Here is a 14,688-nt window from a genome sequence, read left to right on the forward strand (position 1 = left end):
CGACAGCGCGGCGCATTTCCAAATATGGAGAGAGCAATGACAACCGACGGCCTTCCGGTCTGGCGGACGAAGAAGTTTGCCAGTTTGAACAATGCCGGCGTCACCGGCGAAGGGCGGTTTTCCGGCTATGCCAGCATCTTCAGCGAGGTCGATCTCGGCAAGGATGCGATCGAACCGGGAGCTTTCGCGCAGTCGCTGATACGGCGTGGGGCAGGGGGCGTACGCATGTTGTTTCAGCATGACCCGGCCGAACCGCTCGGGACCTGGAAGACCATCCGCGAGGATGCGCGCGGGCTCTATGTCGAGGGGCTTCTGGCAGCCGGCGTGGAGCGGGCGCGCGAAGTGCACCAGCTGATGAAGAACGGAGCGCTCGACGGTCTTTCGATCGGCTTCCAGACAGTGAAGGCGCGCACCGACAAGGGGGGCGTCAGGCGCATTCTGGAGGCGGATCTCTGGGAGATCTCGATCGTGACCTTTCCGATGCTGCCGTCTGCCCGCGTCTCGAACGTGAAGAATGCGCGGTGGTTCCGCGACACGGAAACGGAGCTCGTGCGCAGCGTGCGCCGGGCTGCCCGAATGATGAAAACCCAAGGAAGGATATGCCGATGACAGAGATAGCGACGAGCCCCCTGACCGTGGCGCCGGAAACCAAGCATGTGCCCGACACGATGGCGGCGGCCTTCGAGGACTTCATGGGCGCCTTCGAGGCGTTCAAGGATACCAATGACCGCAGGCTTTCGGAAATCGAGGGCAAGCTGACCGCCGATGTCGTGACCCGCGAGAAGATGGACCGCATCTCGCGCACCATGGACGAGCAGAAGCGGGCGATGGACCAGATGGTGCTGAAGAGGGCACGTCCGGCGCTTGGCCGCGACGATGCGCTGTCGCCGAAGGCGGAGGAGCACAAGGCGGCGTTCGAGAGCTATATGCGCCGTGGTGACGAACATGCGCTCAGGGCACTGGAGGCGAAGGCGTTTTCGATCGGCTCTGCCAGCGACGGCGGTTATCTCGTGCCGAACGAGACGGACAGCGAAATCGGTCGCAGGCTTTCGGTGCTATCGCCGATCCGGTCTCTGGCGACCGTGCGGCAGGTTTCGGGTGCTGTGCTGAAGAAGCCCTTTGCGCTTGCCGGCATGGCGACGGGTTGGGTGGCGGAGACGGCGGCGCGGCCGCAGACCACGACGCCGCAGCTGGCCGAACTCTCGTTTCCGACCATGGAGCTCTATGCCATGCCGGCGGCGACGGCGGCGCTGCTCGACGATGCGGCGGTCGATATCGAAAGCTGGATTGCGTCCGAGGTCGACATCGCCTTTGGGGAGCAGGAGGGGACTGCCTTCGTTTCCGGCGATGGCACCAACAAGCCGAAGGGGTTCCTGTCCTACACCAATGTTGCCGAGAGCAGCTGGAGCTGGGGTAATATCGGCTATGTCGCGACGGGGGCGGCAGCTGGCTTCAAGGCATCCGGGCCATCCGACACGCTGGTCGATACGATCTATACGCTGAAGGCGGGGCACCGGCAGAACGCGACCTTCGTGATGAACCGCAAGACACAGGCCGAGATCCGCAAGTTCAAGGATGCTGACGGCAATTATCTCTGGCGGCCGCCGGCAACGGCGGGGCAGCAGGCTTCACTGATGGGCTTCCCGATCGCCGAGGCCGAGGACATGCCGGATATCGCTGCAAACAGCTTCTCGATCGCCTTCGGCAATTTCGCGGCCGGCTATCTCGTGGTGGACCGGACAGGCGTGCGGGTGCTGCGCGATCCCTATTTGGCCAAGCCCTATGTGCTGTTCTACACGACCAAGCGCGTCGGCGGCGGGGTGCAGAATTTCGAGGCGATCAAGCTGGTGAAGTTTGCGACCTCTTGATCTTTTCCCGAAAGGCCCTTCTTTAGGAGGATCGAATGTAATCGGCTGCTGACCCTCCCTGTCGGCGGCCGCTTGGCGGACGCGGCCTCCCTCCCGCCGCGTCCGCCCTTCCTGTTCGATAGCGCGGAGAATTCCCCATGACCATTGCCGAACTGACGCCGCCTGTGGGCGAGACGCTGACCCTTGCCGAGGTGAAGGCGCATCTGCGCCTCGACGGCAACACCGAAGACACCCTGCTTTCGGAGCTGATTTCCAGCGCCCGCCAACATCTGGAGCGCGAAACGGGGCTGGTGCTGATGGCGACCACCTTTCGCCTCTATCTCGACGACTGGCCGGACGGGCCGGTGATTCAGATTGCGAGACACCCGCTTCAAACGATTGATGCCATTACGCTTTACGACGAGGCGGGCGATCCGTTCGAGGCCGATACCACCGGCATGGTGCTGGATGGGCGAGCGCATCCGGCCCGGCTGGTTCTGCCGCGGCGGGTGCGGCCAGGCCAGGCGCTGAACGGCATCGAGATCGATTTTACCGCCGGTTTCGGGGCAAGCGGCGCGGATGTGCCGGACACGCTGAAGCGGGCGATGCTGCTGCATATTGCCTTGCTCTACGAGTTTCGCGGGGCGGTTTCGCCGAAGGACCAGCCGGCGGCGGTGCCGGCCGGGTATGAGAGGCTGATCGCGCCCTTTCGTCGGCGAGGGCTTTGACGATGGTGCGCGGGTACTTTGACCCCGGAGTTTTGAGTGCGCGGCTTGATCTTGAACGGCTGGTCGCAACGCCGGATGGGCAGGGTGGCGAGGTGAAAAGCTTCGAACAGATCGGCGCAGTGTGGGCGCGGGTTGAGCCATTGGCGGCGGTAACGACGGATAGCGGCGGGGTGCAGCAGGTGACGGTGACGCATGAGATCCTCGTGCGGCATCGCGGCGATCTTGTTTCCGGCATGCGGTTTGCCAAGGGCTTGCGGCGCTTCCTGGTGCAGACAGTGCATGATCCGGATGAAGACGGGCGATACCTGATCTGCCGGTGCACGGAGGAAGGACAATGAGTGCGAGCGCGGCGCTGCAGAAGGCCATTTACCTGAGGCTGCAGGGGGATGCGGCGCTTGTTGCGCTCGTGGGCGCGGACGGGGTGCGTGATCGTGTCGTAACGGGTGCGCAGCGGCCTTTCGTTCAAATAGCCTCCCTGGAGAGCAGGGATGCTTCGACGGCGAGTGAAACGGGCGAGGAGCATCTGGTCACACTGGAGGTGCGCACCGGTGAAGGCGGCAATCGGGAGGCGCAGGTGATCGCGAGCCGGGTTCGGTCGCTGCTGGATGATACTGCACTGGAGCTCGACGGGTTTGTGCTCGTTGGAATTGCCCATCGGCGCACGCGGATAGGTCGCGACGCCAATGCCAAGGGACATTTGGCAGAAATGGTGTTTCGGGCGGTGACGGAGCCGGAGTGACGGCGTTCTCATGAAAGGACAAGGCGGATGGTGGCTCAGAAGGGCAAGGATCTTCTGTTGAAGATCGACAATGGCGGGACTTACGCGACGGTGGCGGGGCTGCGGTCGAAGCGGATTGCATTCAATGCCGAGACGGTCGATGGCACGGATGCGGAATCGGCGGGTCGTTGGCGCGAGTTGCTGGGTGGAACGGGTATCCAGCGGGCTTCGGTTTCGGGGGCGGGGATATTCAAGGACCAGGCTTCCGATGCGCTGGTGCGAACCGCGTTCTTCGGGGCTGTCGTGCAGAACTGGCAGATCGTCATTCCCGATTTGGCACCGTGACCGGGGCGTTTCAGGTAACGGCGCTGGAATATTCCGGTCAATACAATGGTGAGGTTCTGTTCGAGATCGCGCTGGAATCTGCTGGCGCGCTAACCTTTACGGCACTTTGATGGGGACCGGGACTTTAGGCCGGGCGAACCGGCGGCGGGGCGAGATCGAAGCCGTCATCAATGGCGAGCGGCGGATACTTTGCCTGACGCTCGGCAGTCTGGCGGAGCTGGAAACGGCTTTTGCAGCCGATAATCTGATGGACTTGGCCGGCCGGTTTGCCGAGGGGCGGCTGAAGGCGGCGGATATGATCCGTATCCTTGGTGCGGGCCTGCGCGGTGGCGGCAATCTGATCGATGACGAAGATGTGGCCGATATGAGCGTTGATGGTGGGCTGGCGGCCATGGCGGGGCTGACCGGCGCGTTGCTCTCGGCGACCTTTGCGGGCGAGGAACAACCGGCAAACCCTTGAGAGCCGCAGGTGGGGTTGCGCCTGTTTCCGCATCGGCCTTCCCCTGGGAAGCGGTGATGGAAGCGGGGTTTTCCCGTCTGCGGCTTTCTTCCGAACATTTCTGGCGGATGACGCCGCGGGAGCTTGTGGCGGCGCTTGGCGGGCCGAGACGCGGCGCGTCGATCGATCGAGCAGCGTTTGAGGCGTTGCGGCAGGCGTTTCCTGACAGAGAGGACACCCGTGATGGCAAATGACCAATTCGATTTTTCCGGAGCGCGGGAAGAGGCCGATGGGCTTTCGGATGTTCTGGCGGAACTGGAGCAGCGGTCGCGGTCCTTTGGCTCGGCGCTGACGGGGGCGCTGACCTCGGCGGTCAGGGGCGGCAAGGGGCTGGAGGACATCCTGCGCAGTGCGGGGCTGCGGCTGACGGAGATCGCGCTTTCGGCGGGCATCAAGCCGCTGGAGGGGGCGATCGGCAGTCTGATCTCCGGCGTTTCCGGCGGGGTGAAGGCTTTTGCTGATGGCGGCGTGGTTTCGGCGCCGACCTATTTTCCGATGGCAGGCGGTACCGGCCTGATGGGCGAGGCGGGGTCGGAGGCGATCCTGCCGCTGAGGCGCGGAGCGGACGGGGCGCTGGGTGTTGCGGCTCAGGGTGGTGGGGCGATGAATGTCGTCTTCAATGTCAGTGCAACGGATGTCGAAAGCTTCCGCCGGTCGGAGGGACAGATCGCCGCTTTGCTGACGCGCACGGTGCGGCGCGGCCAACGTGGATTGTGAGCTTCTGGCGGTAAGGGATTCCACGGATTCGCGTTTTTGATGCGCGCCAATCTTGCGCTTTTACATGAGCTTGAAGGCGCCTGTTCCTTTTCGACAACTTTGAAACGACAGGGATAACCACATGGTCACGGGATTTCATGAAGTGGCGTTTCCGCTGCAACTGGCGCTCGGCACAAGCGGCGGGCCGGTGCGGCGCACGGATATCGTCAGTTTGTCCAACGGGCGCGAGAACCGCAACAGCCGATGGCGCGATGCGCGGCGGCATTACGATGCCGGATCGGGGGTGAAATCCGTGGCCGATCTCTACCGGGTGCTTGAATTCTTCGAGGCGCGGGCGGGACAGCTGAACGGGTTCCGGTTTCGCGATCCGGTCGATTTTCAGTCCTGCGGGCCGATCGCAACGGTGAGCGCTGCCGACCAGGCGATCGGTACGGGCAATGGGTGACGGCAACGTTCCAGCTTTGCAAGGTCTATGCCGATGCCGGAGGAACGACAACGCGGATGATTGAGAAGCCGGTGGCGGGGAGCGTGGTTCTGACGGTTGGCGGGGCGGCGGCGCCTCCTGCCGATTTCACACTGGATGCGGTGACGGGAAAGGTGACGTTTCTGCCGGGGAAGATACCGGCTGGCGGCGCGGTCGTGCGCGCCGGGTTTCGCTTCGAGGTGCCGGTACGCTTCGATACCGACCGGATCGAGATCGACCTGGCGCAGTTCCAGGCCGGGCGCATTCCGTCCATTCCTCTGGTGGAGATCAAGCCATGAGAACAGTTCCTGCCGGCCTTGCGGCGCATCTGGAAGGCGATGCGACGACGGTTTGTCATTGTTGGCGCGTGACGCGGCGTGACGGGGTTGTCGCGGGCTTTACCGAGCACGATCGTGATCTCGTAGTTTCGGGAACGCTTTACCTCGCGGCGAGCGGATTTGCGGCGGCCGATAGCGAGGCGGCCAGCGGACTTTCGGTCGATGCGGGCGAGGTGACGGGTGGTTTTTCGGGCGATGCGATCGGCGAGGCGGATGTTCTGGCGGGGCGCTATGACGGGGCGAAGGTCGAGACCTTTCTCGTCAACTGGCAGGCGCCGGAACAACACATCCTGTTGCGCGTCGAGGAGATCGGCGAGGTGGTGAGGGCCGGCGGTGCCTTCCGTGCGGAACTGCGGCGGATGACGCATCGGCTGGGGCAGGTGCAGGGGCGGGTCTATAGCCGTCGGTGCGATGCGACGCTCGGGGATGGCCGGTGCGGGGTCGATCTCGACAGCCCGGCTTATCGTGTGGAAGGGGCGGTGTCGGCTGTGCTCGGCGAGACGCGGTTGGTGGTTTCGGGGCTTGAGGGATTTGTGCCGGGGCAGTGCCGGTATGGGACGCTGACATTCCTGAGTGGGGGCAACGTTGGGATGGTCTCGGATATCGACGATCATCGGCGAGATGGCGGGGCGGTGACGGTTTCGCTGTGGCTGCCGCCGGCTTTGCCGATCGTGGTCGGGGATACGTTCGTGGCGACGGTGGGGTGCGACAAGAGCTTTGCCACCTGTCGGGCACGGTTTTCGAACGGGCTCAATTTTCGCGGCTTTCCGCATATGCCCGGCGGCGACTTTGCCTTCGGCTATGCGGATGGGGATACGGTTCATGACGGGCGGCCGCTTTATGAATGAGGGGGGCGGGGCCGCAAGCCCGGAACCAGTCGGCCCCGTCATCCGGCCCTTCGGGCCACCTTTTCCCCGCGGGGGAGAAGAGAGAGCAAGCGGCCCGGACTGTGATGTTGGGCGTGAGGTGATCGAGGCGGCGCAGCGCTGGATCGGGACGCCGTATCGGCATCAGGCGAGCGCCCGGGGGATCGGCTGCGATTGTCTGGGGCTGGTGCGCGGGGTGTGGCGGGATCTTTATGGCGACGAGCCGGAGATGCCGCCGCCCTATCAGCCCGACTGGGCGGAGCGGGGCGGCGAGGAGCGGCTGATGGCGGCGGCGTTGCGGCATTTCGGGGCGGCGGTGCCGGTGAGCGAAATGCGGGTGGGGGATCTGCTGCTGTTTCGGTGGCGGGCGGAGATGCCGGCGAAACATGCGGGCATCCTCGCCGATGGTGGGCGGTTTATCCACGCTTATGAGCAGGCCGCCGTGATCGAATCCGCGCTCGTGCCTTCGTGGCGGTGGCGGATTGCGGCGGTGTTTCGGTTTCCGGAGAAGGGATAGAATCCATGGCGACGATCCTTCTGCAGGCGGCGGGCGCGGCTCTTGGCAGTGTTTTCGGAACAGTCGGGGCCGTGCTGGGGCGGGCGGCCGGGGCCTTAGCAGGGTCGGCAATCGACCGGGCGCTGATTGGTGGTGGCACGGTTTCGAGGGCGCGGCTTTCGGATGCGCGGATTCCGGGGGCGGAGGAAGGCACGGCGATTACCCGCGCCTATGGCACGGTGCGGATCGGTGGCACGCTGATCTGGGCGACTCGGTTCGAAGAGGAAGTCAGGAGCGAGCGGCAGGGCGGCAAGGCGAGCGGACCGCGGGTCGAGACGTTTCGCTACTTCGCCAATTTTGCGCTCGGCATCTGCGAAGGTGAGATTGCCGGTATCAGGCGGGTCTGGGCGGATGGGCGGGAGCTTGATCTCACCACCGTTGAAATGCGGGTCTATCGTGGGGCGGACATGCAGGCACCCGATCCGCTGATCGAGGCGAAGCAGGGGACGGGCAAGGCGCCGGCTTTTCGCGGGCTTGCCTATGCAGTGTTCGAGCGACTGCCGATCGATGGCTTCGGCAATCGTATTCCTGTGATCCAGTTCGAGGTCTTGAGGCCGGTCGGGCAGCTGGAGAAAGACATCCGGGCGGTGACGATCATTCCCGGTGCCAGTGAGCATGGGTATGACCCCCATGTCGTCACCGTGAAGACGGGAGCGGGGAAAAGCCGACGGATCAACCGCAATGTCTTTCACGCGGCGAGCGACTGGCAGGCTTCGCTTGATGAACTGCAGGCGCTGTGTCCGGCGCTGGAGCGGGTGGCGCTGGTGGTTTCATGGTTCGGAACGGATTTGCGGGCCGGAGACTGCAGGATCATGCCGGGAGTCGAGACGGCGGTGCGGCAGAATGAGAGCCGGGTCTGGTCGGTGAATGGCATCGATCGCGCGCATGCACTGTTGGTGAGCAGCGATGGCGGCGGGCCGGCCTATGGCGGCACGCCGAGTGATGCGAGCGTCTTCGCGGCGATTGCGGACCTGAAGGCGCGGGGGGCTGAAGGTCTATCTCTATCCCTTCGTGATGATGGATATTGCCGATGGCAATGTTTTGCCGAACCCGTATGGCGGGATCGGGCAGCCGGCCTATCCATGGCGGGGCGCATTACCAGCCATCCTGCGATTGGCGAGCCGGGAACGGCGGACAGGACCGCAGCGGCGCGCAGCCAAATTGATGATTTCTGCGGGACGGCTGAGGCGGCAGATTTTACGGTTTCGGGGACTATCATCTCAGGCGGTACGGACGAGGGATATCGGCGGTTGGTGCTGCATTATGGGTTGCTGGCCGAGGCAGCAGGCGGGGTTGATGGGTTTATCATCGGCTCTGAATTGCGGGGGCTGACGCAGCTGCGTGATGATGAGGGGCGGTTTCCGTTTGTTGAGCAACTGGTGGCGCTGGCTGCCGATGTCAAGGCAGTCGTCGGGGCGGGAACGAAGATTACCTATGCGGCCGACTGGAGCGAGTATTTCGGCTACCACCCGGCGGATGGGTCCGGCGAGGTGCACTATAATCTCGATCCGCTCTGGGCCTCGGCCGACATTGATGCGGTGGGGATCGACAACTACATGCCGGTTTCGGACTGGCGTGATGGGGACCTTTGGAACGGTAATCCGGATGGATGCATGGCGTCGATGCTGCGGCGATGCAGGGGATGATTACGGGTGGCGAGGGGTTCGACTGGTTTTATCAGGACGAGACCGATCGCAGGGCGCGGGTGCGCACGCCGATCACCGACGGGCTGGCGGGCAAGCCCTGGGTTTATCGTTACAAGGATCTGGAAAGCTGGTGGGGTAATGTTCATCACGACCGGATCGGCGGTATCGAGTTGACGGGCTCGACGGCTTGGGTGCCTGGATCGAAGCCGATCTGGTTTACGGAGGTGGGCTGTCCGGCGATCGACAAGGGCGGCAACCAGCCGAATGTGTTCGTCGATCCGAAATCGTCGGAGAATGCGGTTCCGTATTTTTCCAATGGCGGGCGCTCGGATGTCGTGCAACGGCGGTTTCTGGAGGCGCATCATGCGCATTGGGCGGAGGCTGATGGTCCGGTCGATCCGGATCATTTGTTCGTGTGGACCTGGGATGCGCGGCCAATGCCGGCTTTTCCGGAAAATACCGATCTCTGGGCGGATGGGGATAACTGGCAGAAGGGACACTGGCTGAACGGGCGGCTCGGGGCGGCGGGTGCGGGGGATGTGATCCGCGCCGTTCTGGCGGACCATGGTTTTGCGGATGCGGATACGTCAGGGGTGACCGGCGATGTCACGGGGTATGTGCAGGCGGAGCAGGCTTCGGCGCGGGATGTGCTGGAGCCGCTGATGCAGGCGCTGTCGATCGATGCGGTGGAGGATGGTGGGACGCCGCGGTTTCGATCGCGGCTGAAGCTGGCGGCAAAGACGAGTATGATCGATGTGCTGGCCGAGGATGGGGATGCAGCGCCCTATGAGGAGACGCGGAGGCATGGCAGCGATTTTGCCGGGGAGGCCTTGATCGATTTCTTCGATGCGACGGCGGACTATGGGCGGGCAACAGTGCGGTCACGACGAGCCGGGGTGGCGAGCGAGCGGGTACTCAGGCTTTCGCCACCGGCGGTGTTGCATGAGGGCATGGCGGCGGGGGCCGTGGAGGACGTGCTGAAGGACCATCAGGCGGCGCGGCGGCATGTACGGTTTAGTCTCTCGCCTGCGGCGTCGGCGCTTGAGCCGGGCGATGTCGTTGGCTTCGAGGATGGGCCGGAGGGACGGTTCATCATCGAGCGGATAGAAGACGGGAAAATGCGTCGCGTCGAGGCGCGGGCGTTTCAGCCATCTGGGAACGGTGGGGCAGTGGTGCCTCCGACGCTGGATTGCGTCCTTCGCGGTTGGCCTCGGATGCATTCTCACCGGTGGTGATGCTGATGGACCTTCCGCAATACGACGGGGCGGCGAGTTTCGCACGGGCGGCGGTTTTCGCGCGGCCCTGGCGGCCGGCGATGCTGTCGTCTTCTGCGACGACGGACGGGTATAGGTTGCGGCAGCGCTTCGACCGGCCGGCGAAGACCGGCATGCTGACTGCGGCGTTAGCGCCGGGTGTCGCCGGTCGTTTCGACTGGTCGCAGGCGCTGCTGGTGAACCTCGATTTCGGCGGTTTGTCTTCGGCGTCGCGGATTGCCGTGTTGAACGGGCAGAACCGGCTGGCTGTGCAGGCGGCGAATGGGGTCTGGGAAGTCATCGGTTTTCTGGAGGCCGAGGAGGTTGCGGCCGGGCAATGGCGGCTTTCGGGCTTGTTGCGCGGATTGCATGGCACGGGCGACGCCATGGCCGCGGGGAGCGGAACGGGTGCCGTTGCTGTCGTGCTGGACGAGGCGGTGAAGTCGATCGGGCTGGGGGCTGACGAAACCGGGCGATTGCTCAATTTTATCGTGGAAGCGGCGGGAGAAACTGCGGTCGGTCCCTTTGCTTTCTCCGGTGGCATCAGGGCGGCGACCCCGGTCGCGCCGGTTCACCTGACAGCCGAGAGATTGACGGGCGGCGATATCCGGCTGAGCTGGATCCGTTGCGCGCGGCGCGATGCCGATCACTGGCTGGATGGCGACATCGCGCTCGACGAGGCCGAGGAGCGCTATCGCATCGACATTCTCGACGGGGAGACTGTCAAGCGAGCCTCGGAAAGTCCCACGACCTCCTTCATTTATACCGCGGCCGATGAGACGACGGACTTTGGCGGACCGCTGAGCACGATCTCGATTCGTGTCCGCCAGCTTGGGGCCAAGGTGGGGCTTGGGGTGCCGGCACGAGCAGTGTTGGCCTTATGACACAGAAAGAAAAAAGGAGATTGCATGGTTGAGTTGAAAGGGTGGTATCAGTCGATGACGGTCTGGGGAGCGCTGGTTGCCGTTCTCGCCTCCTGCGCGCATCTGGCGGGGATTGAGATCGGCACGCAGGATCAGCGGCAATTCGTTGATGCATTGACCACGATTGCGGCGGCGGGCGGCGGGCTGGTTGCAATCTATGGCCGGATATCTGCAAGCAAAAGGCTGCGTTGATGTCATTTGAAGCGCTGTGATCGTGCCTTTGGACTTGCTGGCGGCATAGGTGAAGCCTTTGTAACCCGACATTCATTTGCCATTCAGACAGTATGGTCTATTAAAAAACGGAAGAAACGTCAGTCCTCGAAAGTGCGTTCATGTCCTCACCATTGATCATAGCAACGCTTGCCGCGGGTCTCTCCGGATTCTCGCCGCCTGCAGTTGATCTGCCATCGATGGTTGTCACGGTCGATGGGGATTGCAGCGCGGCCGCAGCGCAGGTGGTTGCCGATACCGGCGGTGAACTCCTGTCGGCCCAGCCCACCTCGGACGGCAAATGCGTCGTCACCGTGCTCATTCCCGGAAATGGTGGCCGTCCGAAAAAGGTGACGGTGCGCGTGCCCATGTAATACCTTATTCCGCCGGCAATGCTGGCTGGGGCTTGCATAATCCTGAGCGAGCGATGGAATAGGCAGCTCCTGATTCTGCTTTGCTGCACGGATATGGTTGCAGCGGGGGGATAGGGGCGAGGAACAGAGGAAAAATTCGTTCATGCGCATTCTCGTGGTCGAAGACGACGTCAATCTCAACCGACAGCTCGCGGAAGCGCTGAAGGAAGCCGGCTATGTCGTCGATCAGGCGTATGACGGTGAAGAGGGGCATTATCTCGGCGAAGGCGAGCCCTATGACGCCGTAATCCTCGATATCGGCCTACCGGAGATGGACGGCATTACCGTTCTGGAAAAATGGCGCGGTGCCGGCAAGGTCATGCCGGTGCTGATCCTGACGGCGCGCGATCGCTGGAGCGACAAGGTTTCGGGGATCGATGCCGGGGCCGATGACTATGTGGCCAAGCCCTTCCATGTCGAGGAGGTGCTGGCCCGTATCCGCGCACTGATCCGGCGTGCGGCAGGTCATGCGAGCTCCGAGATCGTCTGTGGACCCGTCAGGCTCGATACCAAGGCTTCGAAGGCGACGGTAGACGGGGTTCAGCTGAAGCTGACGTCCCACGAATTCCGCCTTCTCTCTTACCTCATGCACCATATGGGCCAGGCCGTGTCACGCACGGAGCTGGTCGAGCACATGTACGATCAGGATTTCGACCGTGATTCCAATACGATCGAGGTTTTCGTCGGACGCCTGCGCAAGAAGATCGGTAACGACCTGATCGAAACTGTGCGTGGGCTCGGTTATCGCATGCAGCCGCCGGGCGCCGGCGCGTTGGCAGACAAGAGCGCCAAGTCCTGATCGGAGCCGATATGCGAGGCGGTGGGGATATCAGGTTTCGGACGGTGCCTTCGGATGGTTTTACCCCCCTCTGTCACTTCGTGACATACCCCCCTCAAGGGGGAAGATGGGGAGCGAGAGGCGGCCTCGTGTCGATCTCCCCCCTTGAGGGGGAGATGCCCGACAGGGCAGAGGGGGGTATTGTGCGGCCCAACCAGCCCGCCCCCTCATTCAGCGCTGCCCGCCACATACTCCCCGCCGGGGAGAAGAGGGAGCAAACCGGGTGTGACCGGATATGCTGAAACCGCAATCGCTGACGGCGCGCGTTCTTCTCGTTTCGACCATCTGGGCCGTCGCTGCTCTGGTCGTAATCGGCGTGGTCATCTCCACCCTCTATCGGCAGGGATCCGAGCGCGGCTTTCAAGATCTTTTGCGCGCGCAGCTTTACAACGTTATCAACTCGGTGGTCGTCAACGACAAATCCGTCCTGGCGGGCAGTCCGCAGCTGGGCGACCTGCGGTTCTCGCAACCCCAGACAGGTTGGTACTGGATCGTCGAGCCAATCGGTGAGTTCGATACGCCGACGCTGATGTCGACATCGCTGGGCAACGGCAAATTGCCGATCCCTAGTGTGGACGAAGTGCCGTTCGACATTCGCTATGAACGCTTTTATACGACGACGGATTCGTTCGGCAATTCGGTGGAGGTGGCGGAAACGGAAGTCGTTCTCGATATCCAGGGACATACGGCCCGCTTTCGCGTTGCGGGCAATCGCGATGTTTTGGAAAGCGATATCAACGACTTCAACCGCAATCTTTATCTTGCCTTGTCCATCTTCGGTTTCGGTGGTCTCGGCATGAATGCGCTGGCAATCCTGTTCGGGTTACGACCTCTTGACCAGGCACGACGTTCGCTGGAAAAAATCCGGGCCGGCGAAAGTGAGCGGCTCGACGGCGATTTTCCGCGCGAAATTCAGCCGCTGGCAAGCGAGGTCAATGCTCTGATTGAGAGCAACCGGCGGATCATCGAGCGAGCGCGCATGCAGGTCGGCAATCTCGCCCATTCGCTGAAGACGCCGATCGCGGTGTTGATCAATGAGGCGCGGGTGCTGGAAGCGCCGCATGGCGATCTCGTCAGGAATCAAGCTGATGCCATGCAGATGCAGGTGCAATCCTATCTGAACCGTGCCCGTATTGCGGCCCAGAGGGAAAGCGTGCTGGCGCGTACCGAGGTTGAGCCTGCGCTGGAGCGGCTCGTCAGGGTCATGCGACGGCTTCATCCCGACAAGAACTTCGAATTTTCCGTATCTGCACCCGGGTTGATGCTGGCGATGGAACAGCAGGACGTTGAGGAAACGATTGGTAACCTGCTGGACAACGCCGCCCGCTATGCTGGCGCACAGGTCCATATCATCGCGCAGCCGGCTCCGGAAAACGTGCATGGCAGCGATCCCGGTCGGCGGCACTGGGTCACGATCGATGTTGAGGATGACGGGCCGGGGCTTGAGCCGGAACAGATCGCCATTGCCATCAAGCGGGGCAAGCGGCTTGATGAAAGCAAACCGGGAACCGGGCTCGGCCTGTCTATCGTCAAGGAAATTGCCGGTGAGTATCACGGCAAGCTCGGGCTCTCTCGTGCGGAAATCGGTGGCCTGAGAGCGCAGCTCATTTTACCGGGCGTAAGCTGAGCTTTATTCACCCGCACTGCAAAACAAACGTGACTTTTTTGACAGGGTTGTCTGCAAAATAAGCAAAAGCTTGTGCGAATACGGCACCCCCAAGGATCAAAGGTTGCCTGCCTGCTGAGCAAATGCAAAAAAGACGGGAGTCACGGAGTCGTGCTTTGGCCCAGAAGAGTGGAAGCGCGATGATGAACACGACGCAAACGCGAGAGCTGGATAGTCCCGCATCATGAACCAGAACGTCTGCTTGACCCTTTCCGCGACCGCAAGAGCAGGTGTTGTGCTTGCGGGCTGCGCATTGCTGCTCGGCAGCTGCGCATCGACTGGGGCAGTGGGCAGCACGCAGGTCGCTGCCGGGTCAGCATCCTATATCGCCGCCCTCGGCGGCGGCATCGTCGGGCACGAGAGCAACCTTTCCTTGAGCAAGGCCGATCGCCAGCGCGCGCTTGAGGCCGAGTATCGCGCGCTTGAGGCGGCGCCGGGCGGTCAACCTGTCGTGTGGCAGGGCTCGGGCGTCAGTGGTTCGGTCGTGGCGACAGCCCCCTATCAGGTTGGTTCCCAGAACTGCCGCCAGTACAGCCACACAGTCTCGGTCAAAGGGCAGGACAATGTTGCGCGTGGCGTGGCCTGCCGCAACGGCGATGGCAGCTGGACGCCTCTTACCTGACGATTACGTCCTCTTGCGGCGAAACGCCTCAAATTTCGAC

15 protein-coding genes and 3 pseudogenes are annotated in these 14,688 nt (G+C 62.9%); all 18 read left to right on the forward strand.

Features of this window, described 5'->3' with window-relative positions; genetic code table 11:
* Nucleotides 1–36: 36 nt before the first annotated feature.
* The 18 genes and pseudogenes from QO002_RS08585 (at nt 37) to QO002_RS08680 (ending at nt 14,648) form a co-directional block, all read left to right on the forward strand.
* Nucleotides 37–609 (forward strand): HK97 family phage prohead protease, encoded by a 573-nt coding sequence (locus QO002_RS08585; protein ID WP_307228632.1) that lies wholly within the window; start codon nt 37–39, stop codon nt 607–609.
* A complete protein-coding gene (locus tag QO002_RS08590) occupies nt 606–1,868 on the forward strand; it encodes a phage major capsid protein (protein ID WP_307228634.1) in 1,263 nt (420 codons plus the stop codon). Before QO002_RS08585 ends, QO002_RS08590 begins: the two co-directional genes overlap by 4 nt.
* 137 nt (nt 1,869–2,005) lie before the next feature.
* Entirely contained in the window at nt 2,006–2,575 is a 570-nt protein-coding gene (locus tag QO002_RS08595; protein WP_307228636.1) for a head-tail connector protein, read from the forward strand.
* 32 nt (nt 2,576–2,607) lie between these two features.
* Nucleotides 2,608–2,913: a phage head closure protein gene (locus QO002_RS08600; RefSeq protein WP_307228638.1), complete on the forward strand. Its 306-nt coding sequence runs from the start codon at nt 2,608–2,610 to the stop codon at nt 2,911–2,913.
* Nucleotides 2,910–3,314 (forward strand): DUF3168 domain-containing protein, encoded by a 405-nt coding sequence (locus QO002_RS08605; protein WP_307228640.1) that lies wholly within the window; start codon nt 2,910–2,912, stop codon nt 3,312–3,314. The genes QO002_RS08600 and QO002_RS08605 overlap by 4 nt, the downstream gene beginning before the upstream one ends.
* A 27-nt stretch (nt 3,315–3,341) precedes the next feature.
* Nucleotides 3,342–3,748, forward strand: a pseudogene (locus tag QO002_RS08610) (phage major tail protein, TP901-1 family).
* Entirely contained in the window at nt 3,748–4,098 is a 351-nt protein-coding gene (locus QO002_RS08615; RefSeq protein ID WP_307228642.1) for a gene transfer agent family protein, read from the forward strand. Before QO002_RS08610 ends, QO002_RS08615 begins: the two are co-directional and overlap by 1 nt.
* The gene (locus QO002_RS08620) at nt 4,095–4,331 is read left to right on the forward strand and encodes a rcc01693 family protein (RefSeq protein ID WP_307228644.1); all 237 of its coding nucleotides are present in this window, start codon (nt 4,095–4,097) and stop codon (nt 4,329–4,331) included. Before QO002_RS08615 ends, QO002_RS08620 begins: the two co-directional genes overlap by 4 nt.
* A complete protein-coding gene (locus QO002_RS08625) occupies nt 4,321–4,854 on the forward strand; it encodes a phage tail tape measure protein (RefSeq protein WP_307228646.1) in 534 nt (177 codons plus the stop codon). Before QO002_RS08620 ends, QO002_RS08625 begins: the two co-directional genes overlap by 11 nt.
* 121 nt (nt 4,855–4,975) lie before the next feature.
* Nucleotides 4,976–5,616, forward strand: a pseudogene (locus tag QO002_RS08630) (phage distal tail protein, Rcc01695 family).
* Entirely contained in the window at nt 5,613–6,503 is an 891-nt protein-coding gene (locus QO002_RS08635) for a phage/gene transfer agent baseplate hub protein (protein ID WP_307228649.1), read from the forward strand. The pseudogene QO002_RS08630 and the gene QO002_RS08635 overlap by 4 nt, the downstream one beginning before the upstream one ends.
* Before the next feature lie 118 nt (nt 6,504–6,621).
* Entirely contained in the window at nt 6,622–7,038 is a 417-nt protein-coding gene (locus tag QO002_RS08640) for an NlpC/P60 family protein (RefSeq protein ID WP_307228651.1), read from the forward strand.
* 5 nt (nt 7,039–7,043) lie between these two features.
* Nucleotides 7,044–10,860, forward strand: a pseudogene (locus QO002_RS31115) (baseplate multidomain protein megatron).
* 24 nt (nt 10,861–10,884) lie between these two features.
* Nucleotides 10,885–11,091 carry a hypothetical protein gene (locus QO002_RS08660; protein ID WP_307228658.1) on the forward strand — a complete coding sequence of 69 codons (207 nt, stop codon included), beginning with the start codon at nt 10,885–10,887 and terminating at the stop codon, nt 11,089–11,091.
* Between the two features lie 140 nt (nt 11,092–11,231).
* On the forward strand, nt 11,232–11,483 hold the full coding sequence (locus QO002_RS08665) for a hypothetical protein (RefSeq protein WP_307228660.1): 252 nt from the start codon (nt 11,232–11,234) through the stop codon (nt 11,481–11,483).
* Nucleotides 11,484–11,625: 142 nt separating this feature from the next.
* On the forward strand, nt 11,626–12,321 hold the full coding sequence (locus QO002_RS08670; RefSeq protein ID WP_307228662.1) for a response regulator transcription factor: 696 nt from the start codon (nt 11,626–11,628) through the stop codon (nt 12,319–12,321).
* 277 nt (nt 12,322–12,598) lie between these two features.
* On the forward strand, nt 12,599–13,987 hold the full coding sequence (locus QO002_RS08675; protein WP_307233262.1) for a sensor histidine kinase: 1,389 nt from the start codon (nt 12,599–12,601) through the stop codon (nt 13,985–13,987).
* Nucleotides 13,988–14,210: 223 nt separating this feature from the next.
* The gene (locus QO002_RS08680) at nt 14,211–14,648 is read left to right on the forward strand and encodes an RT0821/Lpp0805 family surface protein (RefSeq protein ID WP_370878469.1); all 438 of its coding nucleotides are present in this window, start codon (nt 14,211–14,213) and stop codon (nt 14,646–14,648) included.
* Nucleotides 14,649–14,688: the final 40 nt, after the last annotated feature.

Source organism: Pararhizobium capsulatum DSM 1112 (genome assembly GCF_030814475.1).
Taxonomy (GTDB): domain Bacteria; phylum Pseudomonadota; class Alphaproteobacteria; order Rhizobiales; family Rhizobiaceae; genus Pararhizobium; species Pararhizobium capsulatum.

Coding starts and splice junctions, on each gene's coding strand:
- QO002_RS08585 (WP_307228632.1), top strand. CDS start 37: ATGACAACCGACGGCCTTCCGGTCTGGCGGACGAAGAAGTTTGCCAGT.
- QO002_RS08590 (WP_307228634.1), top strand. CDS start 606: ATGACAGAGATAGCGACGAGCCCCCTGACCGTGGCGCCGGAAACCAAG.
- QO002_RS08595 (WP_307228636.1), top strand. CDS start 2,006: ATGACCATTGCCGAACTGACGCCGCCTGTGGGCGAGACGCTGACCCTT.
- QO002_RS08605 (WP_307228640.1), top strand. CDS start 2,910: ATGAGTGCGAGCGCGGCGCTGCAGAAGGCCATTTACCTGAGGCTGCAG.
- QO002_RS08615 (WP_307228642.1), top strand. CDS start 3,748: ATGGGGACCGGGACTTTAGGCCGGGCGAACCGGCGGCGGGGCGAGATC.
- QO002_RS08625 (WP_307228646.1), top strand. CDS start 4,321: ATGGCAAATGACCAATTCGATTTTTCCGGAGCGCGGGAAGAGGCCGAT.
- QO002_RS08635 (WP_307228649.1), top strand. CDS start 5,613: ATGAGAACAGTTCCTGCCGGCCTTGCGGCGCATCTGGAAGGCGATGCG.
- QO002_RS08660 (WP_307228658.1), top strand. CDS start 10,885: ATGGTTGAGTTGAAAGGGTGGTATCAGTCGATGACGGTCTGGGGAGCG.
- QO002_RS08665 (WP_307228660.1), top strand. CDS start 11,232: ATGTCCTCACCATTGATCATAGCAACGCTTGCCGCGGGTCTCTCCGGA.
- QO002_RS08670 (WP_307228662.1), top strand. CDS start 11,626: ATGCGCATTCTCGTGGTCGAAGACGACGTCAATCTCAACCGACAGCTC.
- QO002_RS08680 (WP_370878469.1), top strand. CDS start 14,211: ATGAACCAGAACGTCTGCTTGACCCTTTCCGCGACCGCAAGAGCAGGT.